Source organism: Intestinimonas sp. RTP31139st1_F5_RTP31139_211217 (assembly GCF_040226735.1).
In the GTDB taxonomy this organism is placed as follows: Bacteria; Bacillota; Clostridia; order Oscillospirales; family Oscillospiraceae; genus Intestinimonas; species Intestinimonas butyriciproducens.
On sequence record NZ_JBCOAQ010000001.1, the window covers coordinates 341,263 to 365,712 of the forward strand.

The 24,450-nt window shown below is 54.4% G+C and carries 26 protein-coding genes, 1 tRNA gene and 1 pseudogene; 5 read left to right on the forward strand and 23 right to left on the reverse strand.

The window, feature by feature from the left end; all coding sequences use genetic code 11:
* Positions 1 to 79 precede the first annotated feature (79 nt).
* From ABUA09_RS01895 to udp, 3 genes are all read right to left on the reverse strand, one after another.
* Positions 80 to 766, reverse strand: coding sequence for a hypothetical protein (locus ABUA09_RS01895; protein ID WP_058117794.1), 687 nt, complete (start codon positions 764 to 766; stop codon positions 80 to 82).
* Positions 766 to 2,313, reverse strand: a complete 1,548-nt coding sequence (locus ABUA09_RS01900) for a DUF1538 domain-containing protein (RefSeq protein WP_033118980.1) — start codon at positions 2,311 to 2,313, stop codon at positions 766 to 768. Before ABUA09_RS01900 ends, ABUA09_RS01895 begins: the two co-directional genes overlap by 1 nt.
* 164 nt (positions 2,314 to 2,477) lie before the next feature.
* Complete coding sequence (gene udp, locus ABUA09_RS01905; protein ID WP_033118979.1) at positions 2,478 to 3,251, reverse strand: uridine phosphorylase; 774 nt, start codon at positions 3,249 to 3,251, stop codon at positions 2,478 to 2,480.
* Positions 3,252 to 3,418: 167 nt separating this feature from the next.
* Between udp and ABUA09_RS01910 the strand changes: the two genes are divergently transcribed.
* Positions 3,419 to 4,105, forward strand: a complete 687-nt coding sequence (locus tag ABUA09_RS01910) for a hypothetical protein (protein WP_279204765.1) — start codon at positions 3,419 to 3,421, stop codon at positions 4,103 to 4,105.
* 428 nt (positions 4,106 to 4,533) lie between these two features.
* On the opposite strand, the gene ABUA09_RS01915 is transcribed toward ABUA09_RS01910, so the two are convergent.
* Both ABUA09_RS01915 and ABUA09_RS01920 read right to left on the reverse strand, forming a co-directional pair.
* Positions 4,534 to 4,665 (reverse strand): hypothetical protein, encoded by a 132-nt coding sequence (locus tag ABUA09_RS01915; protein ID WP_279204766.1) that lies wholly within the window; start codon positions 4,663 to 4,665, stop codon positions 4,534 to 4,536.
* Between the two features lie 35 nt (positions 4,666 to 4,700).
* Positions 4,701 to 4,934 (reverse strand): helix-turn-helix domain-containing protein, encoded by a 234-nt coding sequence (locus ABUA09_RS01920; protein ID WP_058117797.1) that lies wholly within the window; start codon positions 4,932 to 4,934, stop codon positions 4,701 to 4,703.
* A 133-nt stretch (positions 4,935 to 5,067) separates the two neighbouring features.
* Here ABUA09_RS01920 and ABUA09_RS01925 point away from each other — a divergent pair, with 133 nt between their 5' ends.
* Entirely contained in the window at positions 5,068 to 5,361 is a 294-nt protein-coding gene (locus tag ABUA09_RS01925; protein WP_075704012.1) for an AbrB/MazE/SpoVT family DNA-binding domain-containing protein, read from the forward strand.
* Positions 5,362 to 5,872: 511 nt separating this feature from the next.
* Here the strand turns inward: ABUA09_RS01925 and ABUA09_RS01930 are convergent.
* The 4 genes from ABUA09_RS01930 to fba form a co-directional block, all read right to left on the reverse strand.
* Positions 5,873 to 6,307, reverse strand: a complete 435-nt coding sequence (locus ABUA09_RS01930) for a hypothetical protein (RefSeq protein WP_075704013.1) — start codon at positions 6,305 to 6,307, stop codon at positions 5,873 to 5,875.
* Positions 6,308 to 6,714: 407 nt separating this feature from the next.
* Positions 6,715 to 7,131 (reverse strand): WapI family immunity protein, encoded by a 417-nt coding sequence (locus tag ABUA09_RS01935; RefSeq protein ID WP_075704014.1) that lies wholly within the window; start codon positions 7,129 to 7,131, stop codon positions 6,715 to 6,717.
* A 216-nt stretch (positions 7,132 to 7,347) separates the two neighbouring features.
* Positions 7,348 to 7,424: transfer RNA gene (locus ABUA09_RS01940), tRNA-Pro, on the reverse strand.
* Positions 7,425 to 7,597: 173 nt separating this feature from the next.
* Positions 7,598 to 8,533, reverse strand: a complete 936-nt coding sequence (gene fba, locus ABUA09_RS01945) for a class II fructose-1,6-bisphosphate aldolase (protein WP_058117798.1) — start codon at positions 8,531 to 8,533, stop codon at positions 7,598 to 7,600.
* 171 nt (positions 8,534 to 8,704) lie between these two features.
* Between fba and ABUA09_RS01950 the strand changes: the two genes are divergently transcribed.
* Positions 8,705 to 9,949, forward strand: coding sequence for a 6-phosphofructokinase (locus tag ABUA09_RS01950; protein WP_058117799.1), 1,245 nt, complete (start codon positions 8,705 to 8,707; stop codon positions 9,947 to 9,949).
* A gap of 49 nt (positions 9,950 to 9,998) precedes the next feature.
* Here the strand turns inward: ABUA09_RS01950 and pfkA are convergent, their stop codons facing one another.
* The 4 genes from pfkA to ABUA09_RS01970 all read right to left on the reverse strand — a co-directional run bounded on the left by pfkA (position 9,999) and on the right by ABUA09_RS01970 (position 14,281).
* Complete coding sequence (gene pfkA, locus ABUA09_RS01955) at positions 9,999 to 10,985, reverse strand: 6-phosphofructokinase (RefSeq protein ID WP_033116536.1); 987 nt, start codon at positions 10,983 to 10,985, stop codon at positions 9,999 to 10,001.
* Between the two features lie 20 nt (positions 10,986 to 11,005).
* The gene (purB, locus tag ABUA09_RS01960) at positions 11,006 to 12,445 is read right to left on the reverse strand and encodes an adenylosuccinate lyase (RefSeq protein ID WP_058117800.1); all 1,440 of its coding nucleotides are present in this window, start codon (positions 12,443 to 12,445) and stop codon (positions 11,006 to 11,008) included.
* Between the two features lie 84 nt (positions 12,446 to 12,529).
* Positions 12,530 to 13,720 carry a pyridoxal phosphate-dependent aminotransferase gene (locus ABUA09_RS01965; RefSeq protein WP_058117801.1) on the reverse strand — a complete coding sequence of 397 codons (1,191 nt, stop codon included), beginning with the start codon at positions 13,718 to 13,720 and terminating at the stop codon, positions 12,530 to 12,532.
* Between the two features lie 213 nt (positions 13,721 to 13,933).
* Entirely contained in the window at positions 13,934 to 14,281 is a 348-nt protein-coding gene (locus ABUA09_RS01970; protein ID WP_082636043.1) for a helix-turn-helix domain-containing protein, read from the reverse strand.
* Between the two features lie 61 nt (positions 14,282 to 14,342).
* On the opposite strand from ABUA09_RS01970, the gene ABUA09_RS01975 reads away from it, so the two are divergent.
* Positions 14,343 to 15,215, forward strand: coding sequence for a hypothetical protein (locus tag ABUA09_RS01975; RefSeq protein ID WP_147586134.1), 873 nt, complete (start codon positions 14,343 to 14,345; stop codon positions 15,213 to 15,215).
* A 188-nt stretch (positions 15,216 to 15,403) separates the two neighbouring features.
* Here the strand turns inward: ABUA09_RS01975 and guaA are convergent, their stop codons facing one another.
* From guaA to ABUA09_RS02020, 10 genes and pseudogenes are all read right to left on the reverse strand, one after another.
* Positions 15,404 to 16,516, reverse strand: coding sequence for a glutamine-hydrolyzing GMP synthase (gene guaA, locus ABUA09_RS01980; protein WP_489504517.1), 1,113 nt, complete (start codon positions 16,514 to 16,516; stop codon positions 15,404 to 15,406).
* Positions 16,495 to 16,693: pseudogene (locus ABUA09_RS18310) on the reverse strand (glutamine amidotransferase-related protein); the annotation flags it as partial. The pseudogene ABUA09_RS18310 and the gene guaA, both read right to left, overlap by 22 nt.
* Positions 16,694 to 16,934: 241 nt before the next feature.
* Positions 16,935 to 17,528 carry a nitroreductase family protein gene (locus tag ABUA09_RS01985; RefSeq protein ID WP_058117803.1) on the reverse strand — a complete coding sequence of 198 codons (594 nt, stop codon included), beginning with the start codon at positions 17,526 to 17,528 and terminating at the stop codon, positions 16,935 to 16,937.
* Positions 17,510 to 17,962: a PAS domain-containing protein gene (locus ABUA09_RS01990; protein WP_349949038.1), complete on the reverse strand. Its 453-nt coding sequence runs from the start codon at positions 17,960 to 17,962 to the stop codon at positions 17,510 to 17,512. The genes ABUA09_RS01985 and ABUA09_RS01990 overlap by 19 nt, the downstream gene beginning before the upstream one ends.
* Positions 17,963 to 18,028: 66 nt before the next feature.
* Positions 18,029 to 18,250, reverse strand: a complete 222-nt coding sequence (locus ABUA09_RS01995) for a hypothetical protein (RefSeq protein WP_279204768.1) — start codon at positions 18,248 to 18,250, stop codon at positions 18,029 to 18,031.
* Entirely contained in the window at positions 18,231 to 18,401 is a 171-nt protein-coding gene (locus tag ABUA09_RS02000; protein WP_243284342.1) for a nuclear transport factor 2 family protein, read from the reverse strand. Before ABUA09_RS02000 ends, ABUA09_RS01995 begins: the two co-directional genes overlap by 20 nt.
* Positions 18,402 to 18,418: 17 nt before the next feature.
* Positions 18,419 to 21,049 (reverse strand): EAL domain-containing protein, encoded by a 2,631-nt coding sequence (locus tag ABUA09_RS02005; protein WP_502880739.1) that lies wholly within the window; start codon positions 21,047 to 21,049, stop codon positions 18,419 to 18,421.
* Between the two features lie 448 nt (positions 21,050 to 21,497).
* Positions 21,498 to 21,935 carry an Hpt domain-containing protein gene (locus ABUA09_RS02010; RefSeq protein WP_242857315.1) on the reverse strand — a complete coding sequence of 146 codons (438 nt, stop codon included), beginning with the start codon at positions 21,933 to 21,935 and terminating at the stop codon, positions 21,498 to 21,500.
* 21 nt (positions 21,936 to 21,956) lie between these two features.
* On the reverse strand, positions 21,957 to 22,490 hold the full coding sequence (locus ABUA09_RS02015; RefSeq protein ID WP_349949054.1) for a hypothetical protein: 534 nt from the start codon (positions 22,488 to 22,490) through the stop codon (positions 21,957 to 21,959).
* Positions 22,424 to 22,975 (reverse strand): response regulator, encoded by a 552-nt coding sequence (locus ABUA09_RS02020; protein ID WP_058117806.1) that lies wholly within the window; start codon positions 22,973 to 22,975, stop codon positions 22,424 to 22,426. Before ABUA09_RS02020 ends, ABUA09_RS02015 begins: the two co-directional genes overlap by 67 nt.
* A 553-nt stretch (positions 22,976 to 23,528) precedes the next feature.
* Here ABUA09_RS02020 and ABUA09_RS02025 point away from each other — a divergent pair.
* Positions 23,529 to 24,443 carry a fumarylacetoacetate hydrolase family protein gene (locus ABUA09_RS02025; RefSeq protein WP_052082452.1) on the forward strand — a complete coding sequence of 305 codons (915 nt, stop codon included), beginning with the start codon at positions 23,529 to 23,531 and terminating at the stop codon, positions 24,441 to 24,443.
* The last annotated feature ends 7 nt before the right edge of the window (positions 24,444 to 24,450 follow it).

Consider the following 24,450-nt stretch of genomic DNA (forward strand, 5'->3'; position numbering starts at 1 on the left):
CCTTTTCCGCCATCCTATGTGTGGGAGAGGTCGGATGTGAAAGGACCGCGCCCAGACAGGGGCACGGTCCTTCTGTCTTTTACCGTTCCATACGGGAGAGGCCTATGACCTCATCCACCGGCAGAGAGAAGAGCACGCCGTGGCTCTCGGTGGCGATCCCCGCCTCGCGGTTCACCGCCTCCATAATGGGCTGGCGCAGTTCTCTGGGGGCCAGGATCGCCACGATATCTTTTTCAGGCCGGACGCCGCTGCCGCCAGGCTTCTCACCTTCCGCCCCCAGTCTGCGGCCGTGGAGGATCGTGCCCCCCCTGGCCCCTGCGGACTTGGCGGCGGACATCACTGCGTCATCGCATCCGCTATTGACCACGACCACGATCAGGTCGTCTTTTTCCTTCTGCTGCATCGGCTCCTCCTTTTCCGCTCCGGTCCTCTGGACCTCTCGGTTCACAATTTGGGCGACCGCCCCACTCACCGCGGACAGGGGCATTGTAAAGAGTATCCCCTTGCCGGGCGTTGCCAGTTCCAGCTCCTTCCCCGCCGCCGCAAGCAGGGGCGGGACGGCATGCTCGGGCAGGAGGGTAAGGAGCACGTCTTTTTCCGTCTCCCCCAGACCCAGATAGTCCAATATATCCGAATTGGCGGTCCCCCTGCCCGGCGTGGCGTAATGCTGCCGGATTCCTGCGCCCGCAAAGAGTTCCACCGCCCGTGCGCCCCGGCCCCGGTCCAGGATGGTGACCATCAGCTTGATTCTCGACTGTTCTTTCATCAGGCGTCCTCCAGGCGGACTGTCTCCTGGTCCGCGTCGTCATAGATGATGATCTCGTCCGCTTCCACCGCGGTCAAAAGGGCGCGCTCCGCCTCCAGGGCGGATTTCTTCTGGTAGACCAGACCCAGGACCTGGATGGCTACCAGAGGGGTCATGGCTACCATGGCCACGATGCCGAAAGCATCGGTCAGCACGTTGCCCCCCAGCGCCTCACAGGCGCCCATGGCGAAGGGCAGCAGAAAGGTCGCCGTCATGGGGCCGGAGGCCACGCCGCCGGAGTCGAAGGCAATGGCGGTAAAGACCTTGGGCACCTGAAAGGAGAGGCTCAGGGCCAGCACATATCCGGGGACCAGGAACCAGAGGATGGAGATCCCTGTCAGCACCCGCACCATGGCCAGGCCCAGCGCCGCCGCCATACCCAGGGAGAGGGCCAGCCCCATGGCCTTTTGAGACACGGCACCGCCGGTGAGGTCCTCCACCTGCTGGTTCAGCACGTGGACGGCGGGCTCCGCCGCCACAATAAAGTAACCCACCACCATCCCGATGGGGATGAGGACCCAGTGATAGGGCAGCTTGGCGATCTGCGCGCCCAGGAAATGCCCCGCGGGCATGAAGCCCACGTTGACCCCCGTGAGGAAAAGCACCAATCCCACATATGTATAAAGCATCCCCACGATGATCTTGATGAGCTGCCGCTGGCGCAGATGGAGAGAAACGATCTGAAACACGGTGAAAAAGGCGACGATGGGCAGCAGCCCCAAGGCCACCTCCTTAATATAGGTAGGGAACCCAGATGCAAAATAGGCCCCCACATCGGCGGTGGTCTCCAGGTCCGGGATGGAAAAGGGTGTATAACTCAAGTCCGGGGCGTTGTAGCACAGTCCCAGGATCATAACAGCCAGAATGGGCCCGATGCTGCACAGCGCCACCACGCCGAAGCTGTCCGCCTCCGAGTCCTTATGGCTGCGCAGGGCGGTCAGCCCGGCACCCATGGCCATAATAAAGGGCACGGTAATCGGCCCCGTGGTAACGCCGCCGGAATCAAAAGCCACGGCCAAAAATTCCTTGGGCACCAGAAAGGCCAGCAGAAAAACCAGAGCGTAAAAGCCAATTAGCAGCTTATTGAGGGGCCACCCGAAGCGGGAACGCAGCAGCGCCACCGCCAGGAAAATGCCCACGCCCGCCGCCACGGTAAGGATGATCACCATGTCCGGCACAGCGGGAACCTGGTGGGCCAGCACTTGGAGGTCCGGCTCCGCAATGGTGACAAACACCCCGATGACAAAACACAACGGCACCATGGCCCACAATTTGCTCCCTCTGGCCACCTGCTCACCGATCCCATCTCCGATGGGCATCATCGCCATGTCCACGCCCAGAGAAAAAAAACCTACTCCCACAATGAGGAGCAGGGCCCCGACCAGGAAAAGGATCAGAGAGGCCACAGGCATGGGCGCCATCGTAAAGCTGAGCAGCAGGACGATGGCTGTGATCGGTACGACCGAGGAGAGGGCTTCCATTACTTTTTCCTTCAGTTTCTTATTCATTGACGCCTCCTTCAAAAAGTATATTATTTTCCCGTTTTATTTTACCAGATTTTTGCTGAGCTGTAAATCTATTTTTCGCTAAGAATACGCTAAGAATGTGAAAAGCATGTGGAAGAAGCCAGCCTCTCCCACATGCTTTTCACATCTCTCTTCCCGTATTCACCTCAGCGGCCGGCCGCACGGTCCTCCTGGATCAACCGCTTCAGGGCCTCCACCCCCACCTCGATGGCAGCGGCGAGGTCATGGCTCTCCTTCTGGTCCAGCCCTGCCGCCTCCCGCTCCTGGTTCCAAATGACATGGAAGCAAGAGCCGCATCGGACCCCCAGAGCGCTGGCGCAGCAGAAGAGCGCGGCAGATTCCATTTCGGAGGCCAGGACCCCCAGACGTTTCCATGCCTCCCACTTGTTCTGAAGCTCATAGCTCACCGGCATCCGCCTCGGGTCATGCTGTCCGTAAAAAGAGTCCTTGCATTGGACGACACCCGCGTGCCACGGCTTTCCCAGCGCCTTTGCCGCAGCCACAAGCGCCTCCTGTACATGGTAATCCGACACCGCCGGAAATTCGATGGGAGCATATTCCCGGCTGGCCCCCTCATGTCGGACCGCTCCGGTGGCGATCACCACATCGTCGCTCTGGACCTGCAATGCGATACCGCCGCAGGTCCCCACCCGAATAAAGGTATCCGCCCCTATGGCGGCAAGCTCCTCCATGGCGATGACGGCGGAGGGCCCGCCGATCCCGGTGGAGCAGACCGAAACCTTTTCCCCAAGCAGCGTCCCTGTATAGGTGGTGTATTCCCGATTGGACTGCACCTTCACGGGATCGTCAAAGTAGGCGGCAATCTTCTCGCACCGCCCCGGATCGCCGGGGAGGATGCAGTACCGCCCTACATCGCCCTCTTTACATTTGATATGGAATTGCAATTCATGCTTCTGCATTGGCTCACCTCCAAAATAACCGATAGCCATTTTTTATTATAGCGCCTCTTCAGGCTTTTTGCAAGGAATCCGGCATATCTTGGTTTGTAACCATTTGTTCTTGCAATTTGTATTGCCCTTGAGTAGAATAGCTACAGATCAGGCTCTGATTTGGAAAGGAGGCGGCCATGAAAAAAAATGCACCGCTCTGTGTCCTCTGCCTGCTGCTGGGCTGCCTCGCCGGTCTCGCGCTCAACTTCTCCCTCTGGGACGGTGGCGGACTGTTCTCCGCTTACATTCCCTCCGGGGCCGCTGTCCCCGGCGCGGAGGCCCCGTCCCCGGAGTCATCCACGGATACCTGTGACCCCACCGACAACGCTCCCCTGCTGGAGGCCGGAGACGCCGTGCTGGAGGCCCTCAAAAGAGGGGATATCCAAGTCCTTGCCTCTCTCATCGACACAGAGCGCGGGGTGACCTTTACTCCCTACTCCACCGTGAACCCCCGCAGCGATCTCACCTTTTTGCCCGACCAGTTCACCGAGGCCGGCATCAACGGCACACGCTATGTCTGGGGCGCCACCCAGGGAAAGGGGGACCCCATCGAGCTCACACTTCCCGAATATCTGAAACGCTATGTCTATAACGCGGAATATACCCGGGCTCCGGTCATCGGCGTGGATCATGTGTTCTCCTCCGGAAATTCTCTGGAGAATGTGGCCGAGGCCTATCCCGACGCCCGCTTCCTGGAGTATTATTTCCCCGGGGTGGATCCGTCCAACAACGGCTTTGACTGGTGTGCGCTCAAACTGGTCTTTCTCCCCAGAGACGAGGGGTATCGACTGGTCGGTATCATCCACAGCGAATGGACCATATAGAGATTTCAGGCATCATCCCCACGCCCCGGTGGAGCCGGTGATGTTATGCGCTCATGCCAACCAAAAGAAATCTCGGCAAATTTCAGTAGGCCCTTGTCGATGCTGCCTCCGGTAGACATCCAAAATTTCCGGCCCGCATCCTGCTCCCGGGAACCCAGGCGTTTTCGAGAGCGTAGAGGGGTGACGGGAGATACGGGATCGAGTGTGTTTGACAAAAAAGGCGTGGCCCATTTTTGAGCATAAATATGCGGGGCATCCATAAGCGGATACTCAGATCCTCTATAAAGGACGCTCCGCGGTAAACACAGCGAGACTGAATGTGGCGAACGCAGTCATTTCAAGGCTTCAGACAGGGTGTTGTTCAATGAGAGCAACACCCTGTTCTATTGCTTTTTAGGCTCATTCTGGTATATCAGAAGTGTGTCCTATTAAGCTTCACGAACAATACTATTATCAGTTGCAGAACGATAAATAGATTTACCATACACCACAATACTTAATATCTCATTTGTTGTTGGAATCTGATTCCCAATAATTAGTTGAAAGGCTTTGAACTCCATCGTAACTCCTTCCACGCCATACATTTCCATGGTATCTATTTTAGCAGTTCATCAAACGATGTATCCAATAATTCTTTAATTGCTTTTAATTGAGTAGCGTAAATATGTTGGACTCCACGTTCAATCTTTACAAGGGTTTCTCGTGTCATTGTAATACCCCTGAGTTGGATTTTTCGAACGAGTTCCGTTTGTCCCATTCCCTTAGATATTCTTATTTCCCTAATATTTTTTCCAATGCAGATTTGATCCTGCTTTATCTTTGTATCCATCATACGTTCTCCAATCGCCGGACCAATTTCGGTCCATTTTTTACTTTATTTTACGATTGAAGTGTGATACAATGGGACCAGTATCGGTCCATATGTGAATTCGGATGCACAATATGTAATGGAGGCATAGGTAATGAAACAAAGCGGAATAGCTAGAAAATTGGATAAGCTTGGGCGAATTGTTGTACCTATTGAAGCTCGTAGAGTATTAGGGTGGGAAGATACTACACCTATTGAAATTAGTCTCTTTGGACATTACATTCTTTTGCATAAGTATGAAGATAGTAGTGCTGCATCCATTGAATTAAAACAAGGTGGACCTATATTAAGCGAATTATACGAAGCACTAAACAACCTTTCAGACAAAGACGCACTGATGGTATTAGAACTTTTGAGGCGATTCACGACGCCAAAAAACAATAATTAAAATAAGCGAAGTCCAAACTGGACCAAGTTGCAATGATACATCTCAAATTGAGACATATTTCGCCAACGTGTCCCAACTTAGGACGCAATTCGATGGTCAAAGATTACAACGGGGGAGCCTGCCGGATGGCAGGCTCCCCCGTTACCCGCCGCCACAAGGACGGCGCAAGCTGTTGTTTGAGGTAAATGGCGTGGGACGCTGTATTTTGCGTCCCGCCCAAGTCAGACAGCAAAACGCGGTCGGAAATCTGTTTGCCGTCCCTCTGCGGACCTCAGGAAGGTTACCGGTGCGCTCTAAAACCATTCAGCAACAGATTTGCAGTAGCATGATTTTCAGCAAGATTTTAAAAGCCAAGATAAAATAAAAAGTGCTGAGAAATTTGAAAAACTCCAAATTTCTCAGCACTTTTTGGTCCGAGTATCACTAAATAACCTGGAAAAATACATTAAAACAGTGCTTTGCCAGCAGCAAGAGGTTTTTATCCAGAAAAAGAAAGTCGAAAAGCTGCCGCTTATAAAAACTTGCGGATGTCTACAGCAAGCTGCTCTTCCAAATTGATGAGCCGTTTCGCAATATCCTTTGAAACTTCATCTGCTGCCTCATATTGGTTCAGATACTTGTTCAGCGATTTGACACCCATATTACAGCCGTCCGTCATCAGGTCTGCAATAGTCTGATCGGAGTTATCCATGCCCATTTTCATGTTGGTTTTAATCCAAGACATCCCCTTGGCAATGGGGGTTGGCTCTTTTCCATCATCATGGTATTTTTCCAGTAGGGTCTGAATCTCATTCTTTAGCTGTTCATGTTTCTTTTTGCACTCCGTCAGATATTGATTAAGCGCTCTACTGTGCACTTGATCAAGAACATCGTCAATGGACGCGACCCCCATTTTAACGCCTGCGTCACATTCTCGAAGCAGTTTTATCGTGTCCTGTTCAATCATAGAAATTCGCCCCCTTTAATAAGGTAAAGTTAGTCTGCACAGTTTTGCATTTCTTATTCTCTGACCCAACACCCAAGCTAGAACCATATTGACACCCATTTCTTGGTTAGACACCACACAGAGCATTGGACGTACAAAAAGTAAACCCCTTAGGGACGGTGTAGCAGGTAGCACGATAGAATTGAGATAGAGTTCTGGCCCGGGTCCTACTCCCGGAGATACAAGCCTTTTTCGAGAGCGAGGAGGGACAGCGGGAGTTTGCCGAGCGGAAAGCACGGCGGGACGCTGACGAGGCCAAACAAGAATAATGTGAAGGCGGGGACATCTTAAATGATGTTCCCGCCTTTGTTTGCAAGTGCGCATTATACCCAAGAAGGCGTAGTAGATCAACCTGACAACCTGAATTGTCACTTGAAATAATCATTGCAGGCGTCTCGCAAGGCAAAGCAAAACGCTCTCAGTTCGGTTTGGTCTATGCTGTTCTCAAATTCAAGTGTATGTTCATTGCCAGCTCTGTTCCCGCCATGTAAAAGGCCTTTGACGGAAATATGACCTTTTCCATCGCCTATAAATTGCAGATACATATGCAAACCATATGGTTCTTCAATCCTCGCCTCGCCGGACAGCGTATCATATACCTGGCACAATTTTTCAGAAAATACAGCTAGTTCCCTTATATCTATATCCATTGATGTGCTTGCACAAAATCCGTCACTATAGACGTTCACACCCATTATTGTATTAGTTGGATATGTTATATCCTCAATATAAAAATCCGGTGACAATTTGAGTTCAAGGTTTTCTGTAAGCAATTCAAATTCCATTTTTAGCACCTTACAAACCGAATTTTAACTAGTACGCATTTTTCTGTCTAAGCGTACCACGCTCTGCTTGTCAAGTAAATTATATCATTATTCCAGAAAGCAGGTAAGGGCAGGAACTCACGTTCCCGCCCTTGCTTGCTAAAGCACATTTTCAATAGAAATGATAAATCCGAACACATTACCCACCTGGATAATGTAGTTCGGATTATCATTGTTTGGTCCGAGTGACTGGATTCGAACCAGCGGCCTCTTGAACCCCATTCAAGCGCGATACCAAACTTCGCCACACCCGGATGTCGTCTTGCTTCAGGCGACTCATATATATTAGCATAGATAGCACGCCAAAGCAAGTATTTTCTTCATATTTTTTGCAAAATTTTTTCTCATTCACTGTTTATGAATCTCTCGCTTTCATCAAAAAGTGGGAGGGCAAGTATTGCCCTCCCACTTCTCAGTACTCGTTCCCTTATGCCTTTCCGTCGCAGCCCAACACATCCACGATTTTGTGGGCCACCAGCTTCTTGATGTTTTCACGGGCGGGCTTCAGATACTGGCGGGGGTCAAAGTCCGCAGGATGGTCATTGAAATACTTCCGAATGGTTCCGGTCATCGCCAGACGCAGGTCGGAGTCAATGTTGATCTTACAGACCGCCATAGATGCGGCCTTGCGGAGCTGGTCCTCCGGTACGCCAATGGCGCCGGGCATGTTCCCGCCATTTTCATTGACCATCTTTACATACTCCTGGGGCACGGAAGAAGAGCCATGGAGCACAATGGGGAATCCGGGCAAGCGCTTGGAGACCTCTTCCAGAATATCAAAGCGGAGCTGAGGCTTCGTACCGGGCTTGAACTTATAGGCGCCGTGACTGGTGCCGATGGCGATCGCCAGAGAGTCGCATCCGGTCTTGGTCACAAACTCCTCGACCTCCTCGGGTCTGGTATAGGAGGAATCCTCGGCATTGACCTTTACCTCGTCTTCAACGCCGGCCAGAGTGCCCAGCTCGGCCTCCACTACCACGCCGTGGTCATGCGCATAGGCCACGACCTGCTTGGTGATCTCAATATTCTCGGCAAAAGGCTTGGAACTGGCATCGATCATCACGGAAGTAAAGCCGCCGTCAATACAGCTCTTGCAGAGCTCATAGGAGTCGCCATGGTCCAGATGCAGAACAATGGGAAGTCCGGTCTCCTCCACCGCAGCCTGAACCAGATGGATCAGGTAGGTATGGTTTGCATAGGCACGGGCGCCCTTGGAAACCTGGAGGATTAGGGGGGCATTGAGGTCCTTGGCGGCCTCGGTAATACCCTGGACGATCTCCATATTGTTGACATTGAATGCGCCAATGGCGTATCCGCCCTGATAGGCCTTTTCAAACATTTCCTTCGATGTGACCAGAGGCATACGTCTCACTCCTTATTAAATATTGAACAAGGAAAGCGGAAAGAAGTCCCCTTCTCTTTTCACTCTTGATTTTAACAGCAATAGTTGATAAATGCAAGAGGCTATGATATTATATTTGGGCAATAATCGCTTTCACACGAAAGTCAAAAAATTGTGAATGGAGGACCAATCATGAGCGAACTTCGAGGAGCATGTATCATCGGTCAGTCCGGCGGCCCCACTTCCGTCATCAATGCCAGCGCCCAAGGCGCCATCCAGGCGGCGCTGAAAGCTGATTGTATCACCCGCGTACTGGGCGCCGCCCACGGGATCAAGGGCGTGCTGGAGGACAAGCTGTATGATATGGGCCAGGAATCCCCCGAGGAGTTGGAGCTTCTCCAGAACACCCCCTCCTCTGCACTGGGCTCCTGCCGGTATAAGCTTGCCGACCCTGACCAAGACGATACGGACTATCAGCGCATTTTGGAGATCTTCCAAAAATATGATGTGCGTTATTTCTTCTATAACGGCGGCAACGACTCCATGGATACCTGCAACAAGATCTCCAAGTATATGCAGAAGGTGGGCTACGAGTGCCGCATCATGGGCATCCCCAAGACCATCGACAACGACCTCAACGGCACAGACCACTGCCCCGGCTTTGCCAGCGCCGCCAAGTATATCGCCACCTCCTGTATGGAGGTCTGGCATGACGCCCACGTCTATGACACTGGCATGGTGACCGTCATCGAGATCATGGGCCGGCATGCCGGCTGGCTGGCCGGTTCCGCCGCTCTGGCCACCTGGGCCGGATTCGGCCCCGATCTGGTCTACCTGCCCGAGGTGGATTTCGACATGGAGAAGTTCATCGCCGATGTGCAGGCAATCTATGACAAGACCGGCAAGTGCATGGTCGCGGTGTCGGAGGGCATCCACTACGCCGACGGCTCCTTTGTCTCCGAGGCCAAGACCTCCGCCACCGATGGCTTCGGCCATGCCCAACTGGGCGGACTTGCCACCATGCTTGCCGAGGTCATCAAGCAGAAGACCGGCGCCAAGGTCCGCGGTATCGAGCTCTCCCTCCTTCAGCGCTGCGGTGCGCACCTTGCCTCTCACACTGATATTGAAGAGGCAAAGATGGCCGGGCGTGTGGCGGTGGAGGCCGCCGTGGCGGGAAACACCGACAAGATGGTGGCCTTCCAGTGCACCAGGGACGGCGGAAAGTACGAGTGCAAAACCGTGCTGGAGCCCCTGGATATCGTGGCGAACTTTGAAAAGAAGGTTCCCCGGGAGTGGATCAACGCGGAAGGGAACGGCGTCGAACAGGCCTTTATCGACTATGTGCTGCCCCTGATCCAGGGAGAGCCCGAGCGCCCCAAGGAGCATGCCCTTCCCCGCTTTGCAAAACTGAACAAGGTGCTTACCACCGATCTGTAATCAATCGCCAAAAAGCCGCCGGATAAGAATGTATCCGGCGGCTTTTCTTCTATCTCTGCTCCACTCCGGTCAGTGCCCGCATGACCGTATAGGTCTGTTCATCCAGCCCCTTCTTCATCTTCAGGGCCTCGGTGATATCGTAGTCCACATAGGTGTCCCCCTGCACGCAGACCACGCGGTTGCTCTTGCCTTCGGCCAGCAGGCGCACCGCCTCATACCCCATGTAAGTGGCCGCTACCCGGTCCCGGGCCGTAGGTGCGCCGCCCCGCTGGACATGGCCCAGCACAGTGACGCGGGTATCCAGCGATGTAGCCTCCGTGATCTTTTTGGCCACATCATAGGCGCTGCCCACGCCCTCGGCCACAATGACCATAAAGTGGGTGCGGCCACCCAGCCGGGCCCGGCGGATCGGCTCCACCACATCCGCTTCAAAGTCCACGGGGCGCTCCGGAACCAAGACGCAGGTGGCCCCGCAGGCCACGCCCACATAGAGGGCCAGATGCCCCGCGTGCCGCCCCATGACCTCTACCACGGAGCACCGTTCATGGGACTGCATGGTGTCCCTCAGCTTGTCGATGGAATCCAGCGCCGTATTGCAGGCGGTGTCGAACCCGATTGTATACGTGGAACAGGCGATGTCATTGTCAATGGTCCCCGGGAGCCCGACCACCGCCACTCCACGGCGGGAAAGCTCCAGCAGGCCGCGGAACGTGCCGTCGCCGCCGATCCCCACTACGCCTTCCAGCCCCAGCAGTTTGCAGGTTGCCACGGCCTTCTCCTGCCCTGCCTCGCCGCGGAAATCCTCGCTTCGGGCAGAATAGAGCATCGTGCCGCCCCGGCGGCTCAGGCCGCTCACGCTTTCAAAATCCAGTGGAATGAAATCGCCGTTTACGAGCCCGTTATAGCCTCTCCGGATCCCGATGCACTCGATCCCCATATGAAGCGACGTCCGCACAACAGAGCGGATCGCGGCGTTCATCCCCGGCGCATCTCCTCCGCTGGTAAAGACCCCGATGCGGCGCACTGCGTTCGCCATAGAACCTAATCCCCTTTCGATCAGACTTTGAGTTCCACATCTTTTCCCCTCAGCGCCTGAGGGTATTTTTCAAACACGGGCCGGACCGCCCCCTCCAAGAATTCCTCCACCTGCTCCGGGCACCGCCCAATATAGCGGGATGCCTCCAAGTGAGCGGTCAGTTCTTCTCTGGTCATCCCAAACATGGGATCTGCGGCCATGAGATCGATGAGATTATTGGTGAGGCCCAAATCCTTTACATTTTGTCCCGCCTCCTGGGAGAGCACGCGGATACGCTCATGGAGCTGCTGGCGGTCTCCCCCCCGTTTCACCGCATCCATCATGATATTCTCCGAGGCCATAAAGGGGAGCTCTTCTTGGATGTGGCGGTCGATGACCTTCTCATGGACCACCAGTCCGGCACACACATTCTCATAAATATTGAGGATGGCATTGACCGAGAGGAATGCCTCGGGCACAGAGATACGCTTGTTAGCGGAATCATCCAGCGTCCGCTCAAACCACTGCGTAGCGGCTGTGATCGCTGGATTCTGCGCGTCGGCGATCACATAGCGCGCCAGAGAGCAAATGCGCTCACAGCGCATGGGATTGCGCTTATAAGGCATGGCGGAAGAACCGATCTGGTTCTTCTCAAAGGGCTCCTCCACCTCCTTCAGATGACACAGCAGCCGCAGATCCGTCGCAAATTTGCTGGCGGACTGTGCAATGCCGGAGAGGGTCGCCAGCACATTGGCGTCCACTTTACGCGAATAGGTCTGCCCCGACACGGGCACCACCTCTGTAAAGCCCATCTCCTTGGCGATCTTCTCCTCCAGCAGTTTGACCTTTTCATGGTCGCCTTCAAAGAGCTCCAGGAAGCTGGCCTGGGTACCGGTCGTTCCCTTGGACCCCAGCAGCTTTAAAGTGGAGATCCGGTGCTCCACCTCCTCCAGATCCATCAGCAGCTCATTCATCCATAGCGTGGCTCTCTTCCCCACCGTCACCAGCTGCGCTGGTTGAAAATGGGTAAAGCCCAGGGTCGGGAGCGCCCGATAGGTTTCGGCAAAGCGGGCAAGGGTGTGGAGGACGCGGACCAGTTGATCCCGAATCAGGATCAAGCCCTCCCGCATCAGTATAATGTCTGTGTTGTCCCCCACATAGCAGCTTGTGGCGCCCAGATGGATGATGGGCATCGCCTTGGGGCACTGTGCGCCGTAGGCGTGAACATGAGCCATGACGTCGTGGCGCAGCTTCTTCTCTTCTTTCGCCGCCACCTCGTAGTTGATATCGTCTATGTGGGCCTCCAGCTCCTCCACCTGCTCCTTCGTAACAGGCAGACCAAGCTCCATCTCCGCCCGCGCAAGAGCCACCCACAGCCTGCGCCAGGTCGTAAACTTTTTGTCGGGTGAAAATAGATAGAGCATCTCGTCGCTGGCGTATCGAGAGGACAGCGGACTCTCATAGATATTTGTATTACTCATGTTCGACCTCCCACACAATCTTTCGATTGAAAGCATCATACCACAAAAAGGGAGCGGACACAAGGTCCGCTCCGCAAGTGTTGCTCACTCTGCCAAGAATTTTTCCAGCCGGTCCAGCCCCGCATCGATGTTCTCCATAGAGGTGGCATAGGACCAGCGCACAAATTCCGGCGCGCCGAACCCATTCCCGGGCACGACGGCTACCAGCCCCTGTTTGAGGAACACGTCGGCAAAATCGTCGGCATCGTGGATCGGAGTTCCGTGTAGCGTTTTGCCAAGCAGCTCTCTGAGATTCATCATCACGTAAAAAGCCCCCTCCGGCTTGAGGCAGCTTACGCCTGGAATACGGTTCATCCGTTCCACAAGGTGATTCCGTCGCGTCTCAAATGCCTTCCGCATGGCCTCCACAGTATCCTGGGGACCATTCAGCGCCTCCACGGCGGCCTTCTGCGCAATCGAGCAGGGCGCTGCGGTGGAGTGACTCAGATAATTGGCCATGATCCTCGCGATCTGCTCCGGCGCCGCAGCATATCCGATCCTCCAGCCGGTCATAGCGTAGGATTTGGACACACCGTTAATTACGATGGTCCGTTCCTTTACATCCTTCCCCAAGCTGGCGATGCTGGTAAAGCTCCGACCGTCGTAAACCAGGCGATAATAAATCTCATCCGCAATAATATAGATATCCTTTTCAACGCACACAGCCGCCAACGCTTGGAGTTCCTCCCTGCTGTACACCATGCCCGTGGGGTTGGAGGGATTGTTTAAAAGGATGGCTTTGGTCTTGGGCGTCACGGATGCGGCAAGCCGTTCCGGTGTGAGCTTAAAGTGTTCGGACTCATCGGCGGAGACAATGACGGGAATCCCCCCCATCATACGGACCATTTCAAAATAAGTGACCCAGAAAGGGGCAGGAACAATGATTTCATCTCCCGGATTCACCAGCGCATGGAGCGCGGCATAGAGAGCATGCTTGGCACCGCTGGCCACCACAATCTGGGCCGGCACATAATCGAGACCGCAGTCTGCCTTCAGTCTGGCACAGACCGCCTGACGCAGTTCCGGAATACCAGGCGTCGGCGTATAACGGGTAAAATTCTCCCGGATCGCGGTGATTCCCGCCTCTTTGATGTTATCCGGGGTAGGAAAGTCCGGCTCTCCGGCGCCAAATCCGATTACATCCACGCCGTCCGCCTTCATCTGCTTGAACATAGCATCAATTGCCAGGGTGGTCGAGGCGCGGACCGCCGAAGCAATTTGGGATAGCTCCTTCATTGCGACTCCTCCAAACGCAGTTTTCCTCACAACTTGCTTCATTATATGATTTCACCTGTCAAAATGCAAGTGCCCGCCGGTACAAATTCGCGGTTTTTGAGAGAAATCAGGCGCTTGGGCTGGGAGGCGTCGAAAAGCGATTCTTGAGGCTTCCCCGCAGGGTCTTTCCATGGAATCAGACCTCTTGTTTGGAGAGCATCCTTTTACGGATTATCATTCCTTTAGAAACGGAACACTCTCTTTCAGTATATTCAGTATTACTGCTAACTGATTATCTGAACAGGTATCTAATATTTCATTTATTTCCTGTAAATATATGTTGTTTTCTCTATCCATTCTTTCCGTTGTATTGTGAATTGGAATAATATCATTTGCAGTAATACCAAAGTATTCTATTAAGTCTATTAACTTATCAAGGCTAAAACGACGCTCTCCACGCTCACATTGACCTAAATAATTTGTTTCTGTTTCTAATACTTCTGCTAATTTTTCAAGCGTTAGTCCCTTTAGTTTCCTATACTTTCTTATATTCTTTCCAATTTCAAAAGATAAGTTATCCATAATATCATCACCTTTTTATTTTACATAATATAGCGATGATATAGTTTTAACGAGTCACGCAATGCAATTCAAAGCATTGCAAAATGCAATGAAATTTGTTGACACAGCAATTTGCTTGTTATATAATTGCACAAAGCGCACATTGAAACAAAACACAAGGGGGACAAGAAAAACAATGAAAAAGCTACTAATTCTCATGCTCGCGGCGGTTCTTGCGCTTTCACTTGCGGCCTGTGGCGGCGGGAACGATACGCCAAGCGGCGAAAATCCCAGTACATCAAGCGGGAGCAGTGGACATACCCATACTGAGGAAGTACTTCCAGCGGTAGAAGCAACTTGCACAGAAAGCGGTTTAACTGAGGGAAAGCGTTGTTCTGAATGTGAAGAAATCATCGTTGCCCAAGAAACGGTTGCCGCATTAGGACATACAACGGATACAGGCACTTGCGAGAGGTGCGGACAATCTTTAGGTATCTGGCAAACAGCCTATTATGTTGATGACTTTAATCAGCCTACGGAAGATTGGTATGTTGTTAACAATACACAGTTTATTGGGACTTTCAGTAATAGTGCCGTAACTGACGCCGCATTAACAGCTGATGTTGTCATCGATTGTGAAAAAGACATTGCTATTTTCCTCTATGAATATGGAAGAAGTCCGGTCAAGAATGCTTCTGAAAGTTATGTCGATGAATATAGCATTACCATGAGAACGGAAGATGGAGCAGACCATAATATGACTGGAACGCTTTACTGTGGTGGTGACAGAATTTATATTGATGATAAGTATATAGATGAAGTATTAACAGCATTGCAAGGAGAGGGAAAGGTTTTATTCCGCATTGTTAATGCAGAGAGAACTGTTGAGAGTTATTTGCTACCTGTCATAACATCTAATTTTGCGGATGAGTATGCTGCTGTAACAGAAAATTAAATGTTTAAAGGAAAAGCGGCGGGTAATACCGCCGTTTTTTCTATTTCACCTGAATTGTTCCGCATTTCGTGCCCTCACCGTACCGCAGATATTCCGCAAATTCAATTCTATGTGAAAAATGTAAAAACCCGCAAACCCCTTAATATTAAAGGGCTTGCGGGTTCGGTTTTTAGGATTTTCCCTAAATATTACTCCCACTCAATGGTCCCCGTGGGCTTCGGCGTCAGGTCGAAAAGGACGCGGTTGACGCCCTTCACCTCGTCGGTGATTCGCTGGGTGATATGCTGAAGCAGGTCAAATGGCACGTTCTCCACAGTGGCGGTCATGGCATCCACAGTGTTGACGGCGCGGATGATGACACACCACTCGTCGGCCCGCTTATTATCCCGGACGCCGACGGACTTGATGTCGGGGATGGCGGTGAAGTATTGCCACACCTTGCCCTCCAGGCCGTTCTTGGCGAACTCCTCCCGGAGGATGGCGTCAGACTCCCGGACGGCCTCCAGCCGGTCCCGGGTGATGGCGCCCAGGCAGCGCACACCCAAGCCGGGTCCGGGGAACGGCTGCCGGTACACCATACTGTCCGGCAGGCCCAACGCCTTGCCGCATGCGCGCACTTCGTCCTTAAAGAGCATTTTCAGTGGCTCCACCAGCTGGAATCCCAGGTCCTCAGGAAGACCGCCCACGTTATGATGGGATTTGACCGCCTTCACCGTCTTGGTCCCGGATTCAATGATGTCAGGATAAATCGTCCCCTGCGCGAGGAAGTCGATCCCCTCCAGCTTTCGGGCCTCCTCCTCAAAGACACGGATGAATTCCGCCCCGATGATCTTCCGCTTCTGCTCCGGATCATCTACTCCGGCCAGCTTGTCCAGGAAGCGGTCCACGGCATCAACATAGACCAGATTGGCATCCATCTGGTGCCGGAATACTTCCACCACCTGCTCCGGCTCACCTTTCCGTAGCAGTCCGTGGTTCACGTGGACACAGGTGAGCTGTTTCCCGATCGCCTTGATCAGGAGGGCCGCCACCACGGAGGAGTCCACCCCGCCGGAAAGCGCCAGCAGGACCTGCTTATCCCCTACCTGCTGCCGAATCAGCTCTATCTGGTCAGCAATGAAATTGTCCATGTTCCAGTTGGGCTGGGCACCGCAGATGCCAAAAACAAAGTTGGAAAGCGCTTCTTTCCTCTCCTGCACATCCTCCGGCCAGGGCTTGTCCCCCTTGTGATCGGCCAGGAGGACGGGCACCTCATAGTTATAGATATCCTTGCTGACGTCGATCTCTACCCCATCCACCACACGGTTTGCCCCGCCGTTGAGGATGATTCCCCTCACATTTGGGAGGGCTTTGAGCTCCTCCAGTGTGATGTCATGGGGGTGGATCTCGCTATAAACGCCCAGAGCGCGAATCTCCCGGGCCAAACGGGGGTTCTCCTCGCTGCCCAAATCCAACACCAGGATCATATCCTGCCTCATTGCAGTTCCTCCTCATCTTTGAAATATACGTCCAAACGACGCGCCCCCTCCCTGTATCGGACACACTGCGGCGCGTCATCTTTTCTCCTATGGTAACATATGTGCCGCACTTTCCGCAACACTCAAAGCGTGACCGGGGCCCACGCTGCATTTCTCAGCGGACTGCGGCGGGCGGCATAACCGCTCCAGATTGTGAGTGAGTCCCAAATGCGGGTCCGGTCTGCCGTTCCCGCGCCCCTGTCTACCGGATCCAGGTGACCGAATTTCCTTTCCTTCTCAGCGGTGTGCGCGGCGGAAGGCCGTCCTCTGTATCTGCATATCCAATCGCCACAGAGCCGCAGACAGTCTCCGCCTCCCCAATCTGGAAGTTCTTCAAAAATGTCCGGAGCGCAGCGTTTTCATCCAACCACCGGAGCTGATTGATCCAGCAGCTTCCCAGGTCCAGGCCGTTTGCCATCAGCATCATATTCTCTATCGCACAGGCGCTGTCCGCCACCGCGTTTCCATAGCCCTTTTGATTGGTGACGATGATCAGCAGCGGCGCATGGTAATGAAAAGTATAGTTTCCCTGTTTCGATCTCTGGATAGAAGTCACCAGGGACGCATAGGTGTGTGCATCGTATTCCATGCCGCTGAATTCCCTCTGGACCAGTTCAGCAAGTTCGTTGAGCTTCTCCCCGTCCTCTACCACAACAAAGTGACAGCTCTGGTTGTTTCCCCCGCTGGGCGCATATCGGCCCGCTTCGATAATGGCGTCTATTTTTTCCTCTTCCACCGGTCTGCTCAGGAATTTTCTTGTTGACCGGCGGGATTTTATCAGTTCCAACATATCCATATCACATCTCTCCCTTCTCTTGCCCTGCTCACTTTCATCAGGCCCGTTTGATCAGGCTCAGCAGGGTCGCGCACCGCGCGCGCATGTCGGTCGGCTTGGCGGCGTGCGCATTCATTCCGGCCTCCAGCGCGGCTTGAACGTCTTCCGCAAAGGCGTTGGCCGTCATAGCGACAATGGGGATGGTCCTCCAGTTGAATACGCACCTTCTCCAGGATCTCCGCAAAATTCGCCGCATCGATCACGGCGGACATCTGGTTGCCCATGGCTGTGAATTCCTCACGGGTGTAGCCCGTGAATTCAAAAAACTTGTCGTTTGCGTCAATCGCGGAAAAGTCAGCGTCATAGCGGCAGCGGAACACCGCGCCCGGGATATTGTTGTAAAGATGAAGCACCTCGTCCTGTGCCTCCCGCTGGGCGGTGATGTCGATGCACACGGAGGAGATCGCCGCTCTGCCGTTTTCGGTTGAGCAGTTCCTGCCTTTGCCGGGCAATGCTCTCCATCACCAGCGTCTGTGGATAATGCTCTTCGCCACGCTGGCTGCTGCCCGGTTCCGCCACATGGAGGCTTCTGATCTGCCACCCTCCTCCCGGGTCAGCACGATGGAGTTCTTCAGCGTCAGGGATACCGCCAGAGAATGTGCGCACGCCGCAATAGAAAGCTCGTGGATCGTCTCCATCCGGCATACAAAGGGCTCGGCAAGCTCAGAAATATCCTGCCTCACGGGCGGCCATGCCGGGCTTTCCCCGGACAAACTCATCCTCGCCGGTCCCGACAAAGGTGATATCCTCCGCTAAAAATGCAATCACTTCATCCAGGTCCAGCTTTTCGAACCAAGCCCTGCAAAACTCCCGCGCAGTTTCCACCGCGCTCATACTCACGTTCACTTCTCTCACTCTTTCCATAGCTGACAAGTGCCCTTGGCGCTGTTCTTCGCACGATAGAGCGCCTGGTCTGCTCGTCCAATCATCTCATATACGGATTTTGATGCCTCGCACAACACGACTCCCGCCGTACACGTTACAGTGGTATGCTCTGCAAACACAGCCTCCCGGAATGCGCGACAGATCTTCTCCCCTTTTTCCAGGGCGCTCTCCTCTCCGCGCATCTGACGCATGACGACCACAAATTCATCTCCGCCGAACCGCGCCACGATATCGCTGGCCCGTGTGTGGGCGCGAAGCAGCGCCCCAAATTGCCGGATCATCCTGTCTCCCTCCATGTGACCCAGCATATCGTTGATCCGTTTCAGGTCATCCAGATCAAAGAGGTAGAGCGCTGCCGGCATGTCTCCCTCGCACAGCCCCTGCACAGCGTCGAGCAACCCGCGGCGGTTAAGCAGCCCGGTCAGATAATCCTGATGGGCCTCCTGCCGCAAAAGATGCTCCCGCGCTTGTGAGGAGGCGCTTTTTACAGCCCGAATGGTCCGCAGCAGGAGCTTCTTCTGGGAGTGGGGTTTCCCGATGAATTCGTCCGCGCCCATTTCCAGCGCCGTCTCCTCCATCGGGTCGTCTGCGGGGGCGGTGGCAATAATGGGCACATCCCAAAACTTCTTTTCTCTTTGGAGGGCTTTCAGCACGGGAAAGTCCCCAGGCCCCGGAAGCGTCAGGCTTAAAATGACGGCGGCCAACCTTCCCTCATACCGCTCGATATCCTCCAAGGCCGCATCGCTGTCGGCCGCCTCTGCGATCCGATATCGCCCATCAAATGTCCTTCGGACCTGCGTTCTGTACGCCGGGTCCTCATCCGCCACCAGAAGGATCTGCTCGGCGGGCTCACACACACCGTCCAGCGGGCCAGCCTCCCGTTCCGGTCTCCATTGCCAGCGCTGAAGCATCTGTTCGAATTCACCGCAGGGGGAGGGCCTGGCAAAATAATAGCCCTGCACGTAGTCGCATCCGATCTCCCGCAGGCGTTCGAGCTGTTCCCTCGTCTCCACGCCCTCGGCCACCACGCTCAGCTTCATCCATCGGGCCAAATCGATGATAAAGCGCAGGATACCGCCCTTGAGCCGCTTGGCGGTCTCATTCTGGATGAACTTCATGTCCAGTTTCAGCACATCGATCGGCATTTTGCTGATCATGTTCAGCGAGGAGTATCCGCTTCCAAAGTCGTCCATCTCAACAACAAAGCCCAAATCACGGAGATCTCCGACGGTTTGGATCAGTTGCTCCGGATTTTCCGTATATGCGCTCTCCGTGATCTCCAGGTGAAGCCGTTCCGGAGAGAGGCCATACCGTTTTACCGTCTTTGTCAGCAGGTCCGTGATGTCTGCCTGATAGATGTCGGCCCTGGATACATTGACAGAAATCGAGATGGGAGGATACCCCTTGTCGTCCCATTCCCGCAGGCAGGCGCAGGCTCTGTTCCAGACAAACTGGTCCAGCTTGGTGATAAAGCCGTTTTGTTCAAACAAGGGGATGAACTCCGCCGGCGACTGCATTCCCCACTCCGGATGGTTCCAGCGGACCAATGCCTCCGCACCGGCCAGTTTCTCGTCCCGGATGCTGTACTTGGGCTGCAGATAGATCTCAAACTGCCCCTCTGCAAGGGCATCCTCCATCACATCTGTAATGGCCTGACGCCGGAGCAGCCCTCTGCGCAGATTATCGTCGTAGGCGGCAAAGTGTTTCCCGTATTGGCCCTTGATGCTCGTGGCCGCCAGAAACGCCCGGTCACACATCTGCTCTATGGGGATGGTGCGGTCGTCGATGGAATAGATCCCCCATTTCATGACGGCGTTTTTAATATTGGAGCCGTTGCTGATCTGGATGTCGACCTGTCGGAACATTTCGTCCGTATACTCCCACTGATGTTCCAGAAGACACACGAACTGATCCGCCTGGAATCGGCTGCAGACGCCTCGCTCCCCAGCCTTGCGCGTATACATTTTTGCAATTTCACACAGCAGCCGGTCTCCTGCCGGTACACCGAAAACGTCGTTGATCAGTTTAAAATTTTCAATATCCGAGCAGATGATATCATAGTCCTGCTCCGGGCGTCCCGCCAGTATCTCTTTCACCTGCCGGTAGAAAAACTCCTTGCTGTAGAGGCCCGTGAGCCTGTCATACCGAAACTGATTGACCATGGCCGCGTTTTCCCGCAGGCTGATGATATTGGCCACCCGGTGCAGGATCACCTGCGGCTTATAGGGCTTGGCTACAAAGTCCGCGGCCCCCTGAGCCAGAGCTGAAACCTCATCGGACTCACTGTCGCTCTGGGTGGTCACAATCACCGGGACGGCAGCGTATACCGGGTTGGTCTTTATTGCGGCGAGGAACGCATACCCATCCATAATGGGCATGCAGATATCCAGGAGAATCAGGGATATCTCTCCCCCGTGCTCTTTCAGCACGGAGAGGGCCTCCCGACCATTCTCCGCCTCCAAGACCGCATACTCTGGAGAGAGTATTTCCGTCAGCATCGCTCTGTTGATCGCGTTGTCCTCAACGATCAGGACACATTTCTGAGCCGTTCGCCACTTTGTGCCCTTTCCCATCTTCACCACGCCGGCCAAAGGCAATCACGCTTCCTTTTCCAGAACTTGTTTGAAAATGGGGACTCCCCCGCATGGAATCTTGCTTACCGGTCGGCCCCCTCTCCCCATCGCTCCGACGGGCATCCGGTGGAAGGCGGCACCACCTAAGGACCACAGAGCCCGCTGCCTAGGCGTGAAACAATTTTCAAACAATTCTTTGTTTCAAGTCCATAACTATGGTATTGTATAGTTTATCATAATAGCATATCTGCCGCAATCCATTTGTTCCATATTTCGTGTTTCAAGTCACATTTCACCTCAAAATATAGTGCCGTCCCCTTATTGGGTGACAAAGTGTCAAAAATATCCCCGCCGCCCCTCTGAGATGCGGCGGGGATATACTTTGAATCCGTCCTTTGGTGAGATGGATGCGCTCAGCACGAGTTCCGTCCGGTACCTCCCAACCATTTGCTCATGACCTCGTTCAGGCACCTCAGGTCCAGCGGCTTTGCGACGTGTTGTCCATACCGGAGTTCCTGGCAGCCTGTATATCCTCTGCCGTGCCGCCAACACCGTCTTCACCCTGAAACCGGAGAATACTGTCCACGGTTCGGCGGTAATCCGCTGTTACCGATTGCAGCAGGCGGTCCGCCTCCGCCCGCGCTCCGTTCCGCAGCGCCTCGGTCAGCGCCGAAGCGGATGCACACAGCCCGCCGAAGCCCAGGCTCTGCGTGATCCCCTTGAGCGTATGCGCCGCAAGGAATGCCTCCTCCAATCTGCCTCCGGACATCGCCCGGCAAAGTGCGTCATAACTGGGGTCATCCGGGAACCGCAGGACATATCTCCGGATGAGTCGTTCATCCCTCAAGCGCTCCAGCACCTCCACATAATCGGCTCCCATCTCCGCGTAGCATACCTCTAAGGTCATCATGTCCCACTCCTTTCTGCACGCTCACCTGCCACCCGCCGGCGCGCCGCGCCTCTTTGTCTTTGCCGCATACATTCGTTGATCCGCCCTTTTCACTGCCTCCACCATGAGACGGACGGAATGAACGCCCCCAATGCTGATGGAAAGTCCAAGTCCCGGATATTCCTTTACTACTGTCCGCTCCACAGCCTTCCGGACCTCCTCCGCCTTGGAGGCGAAAAACTGTGTCTTTTCCCGTTCCTGTTCGGCCAGACGCAAAGCGCGCCCGGAAATCCCCAGATCTTTTTGTTTCAGCAGTTCCTCCACTACGTTATACACCTGCATCTCACTCTGCCTGCGCGCTTTTCTCGGCCGGAGCTCCGCCGGAATCCGCTCCGCGATTTCTGTCAGGCACTCTATCAGGAGCGGGTGAAACGCGCCGCACGCTCCATCCAGAATCATCCGTACCGCCTTTTCATGCGGAAGCGCCGCCTTATAGCACCGCTCGCTGGTCAGCGCGTCATAGACGTCCGCCAGGGATACAATCTGGGCGGAGATCGGAATGTCTTCGCCCCGCAGGCCATCGGGATAGCCCCGCCCGTCATACCTCTATGGTGCCAGCGACAGATTTCATAGGCCACCTTGACCAGCGCCTCGTCCTGATAGGCCGGGAGCGCCTTCAGCATGGCGGCTCCTACCGTGGCATGGGTCTTCATCACCTCAAACTCTTCCGGCATCAGCTTCTGTTTGGCATAGAGCATAAGGGTGTTGACCACCCGCCGGCGTACGATCAGCGCGTCAAAGGGACGGCTGATGTAATCGCTCACGCCAAGCTCATAGGCGCGTTCCACAAAGGAGGTGCCGCTCTCCGCCGATATCATGATGACCGGAATACTTACGATCCAGCGCCACTGGTTCATGGCTTCCAGGACTTTAAATCCGTCCAGCTCCGGCATTATGATGTCCAACAGCATCAGGTCAATCTCCATGTTCCGCTCCCGGATGGTTTCCAAAGCCCGCATACCGTTCACGGCCTCGATGATCTCACATTCCTTTCCCAGCATGTCCGCCGGAATGGCGCGTTTTATCTCAGAGTCATCGGCGATCAGGATGGTCTATCTGTCCGGCGGCCGCCTTTTTGTCATCTTCTTCAGTCCTTATTCTGTATCTACTTTTAAATCCCCGATGCGCAAGGAGGGTCACGGTTTGGCGGCTCGACGGCTGCGCCGCCGTTTTTTATGGTATTTATTTTATAATTATAAAAGATCGGCCCTCAGGATACAACCCATTTCTCTTCCCCTCCAAGCTGTCCCCCATATACCGCGGACATACAGACCGATCCCCGCCGCCAATTCTTTTGAAAATGAGGACGCACGACGTTTCCCAGCCCCATGCATCGCCTAATGTGTCTCATGGAGCCAGACCCCTTCTGCCCGACTACCGCTCACAGACGCCAAACGCAGCCGCCGCAATGAAACTTTTGTGCACATCAGCGTGTGGAATCCGCGCTTTACTTCATTTTAGCACACTGATAGAATCATTTTACAGACCATACAGGACCTGTTCAAAAGCGGGGTGAACGTCGCTTCTTCCCCCTCAAGGAAAGGATGTTTTTCAATGAAACTGCTGACTTATCAATACAAATTCTTTGGTCCTCGGGCCGGTATGAAGTTGGACGACGAGGTGCTTGATCTGACGGTTCTGCTGAACTGCTGCTCCAGTCCGATCTCAGACATCGGCGCGCTGCTCCGCCGTTTTGACGACCCCGTTGCCGCCATCCAGGCAGCTCTGCACAGCGGAGCAAAGCAGGAAACCCTGCCGCTGTGTGAGGTCTCTCTCTGCCCGCCCATTCTGCATCCGGCATCCCTCCGGGACTCCAGCCTGTTTGAGGCCCATTCCAACGGCACCAGCAAAAGCAACGGCCACACCACTCCCCCCATCTGGTATGAGCGGCCCATTTACTTCTATGAAAATCCCAATGACCTCACCGGGCCTGAGGCTGTCATCTCTCGTAAAGCCGGTTCCGTCACCCTGGACTACGAAGCTGAGCTGGCTCTGGTGGTAGGAAAGTCCGGCCGCAACGTCACCACAGAGCACACGTTGGAGCATCTGTTCGGCGTCACCGTGTACAACGACTGGACAGATCGGGCAGTGGGCGGCCAGGAAGTGGGTTTCCTGGGGATGCATAAGAGCAAAGACTTTGCCGCAGGACTCGGTCCATGGATCGTCACCATGGACGAAGTCATGGACCGGTGGAACGACGGCCGGCTGGACCTGAAGGTGGATGTCTTTGTCAATGGAAAGCAGACCACGGATTCTTCCACAGGAACGATGTACTGGACCATCCCTCAGCTGTTTGAAGTGATAACCCAGGACTGCACCGCAGTCCCAGGCGATGTGATCGGCCTGGGCACCGTGGGCGGCGGCTGCCTGGCTGAGCGCGGGGGCACGCTGCCCTATCTCGCCGACGGGGACACGGTGGAGATCCGAATTGAGCGTATCGGGACCCTGCGCCAGTATGTCAAGAGATAACGAAAAA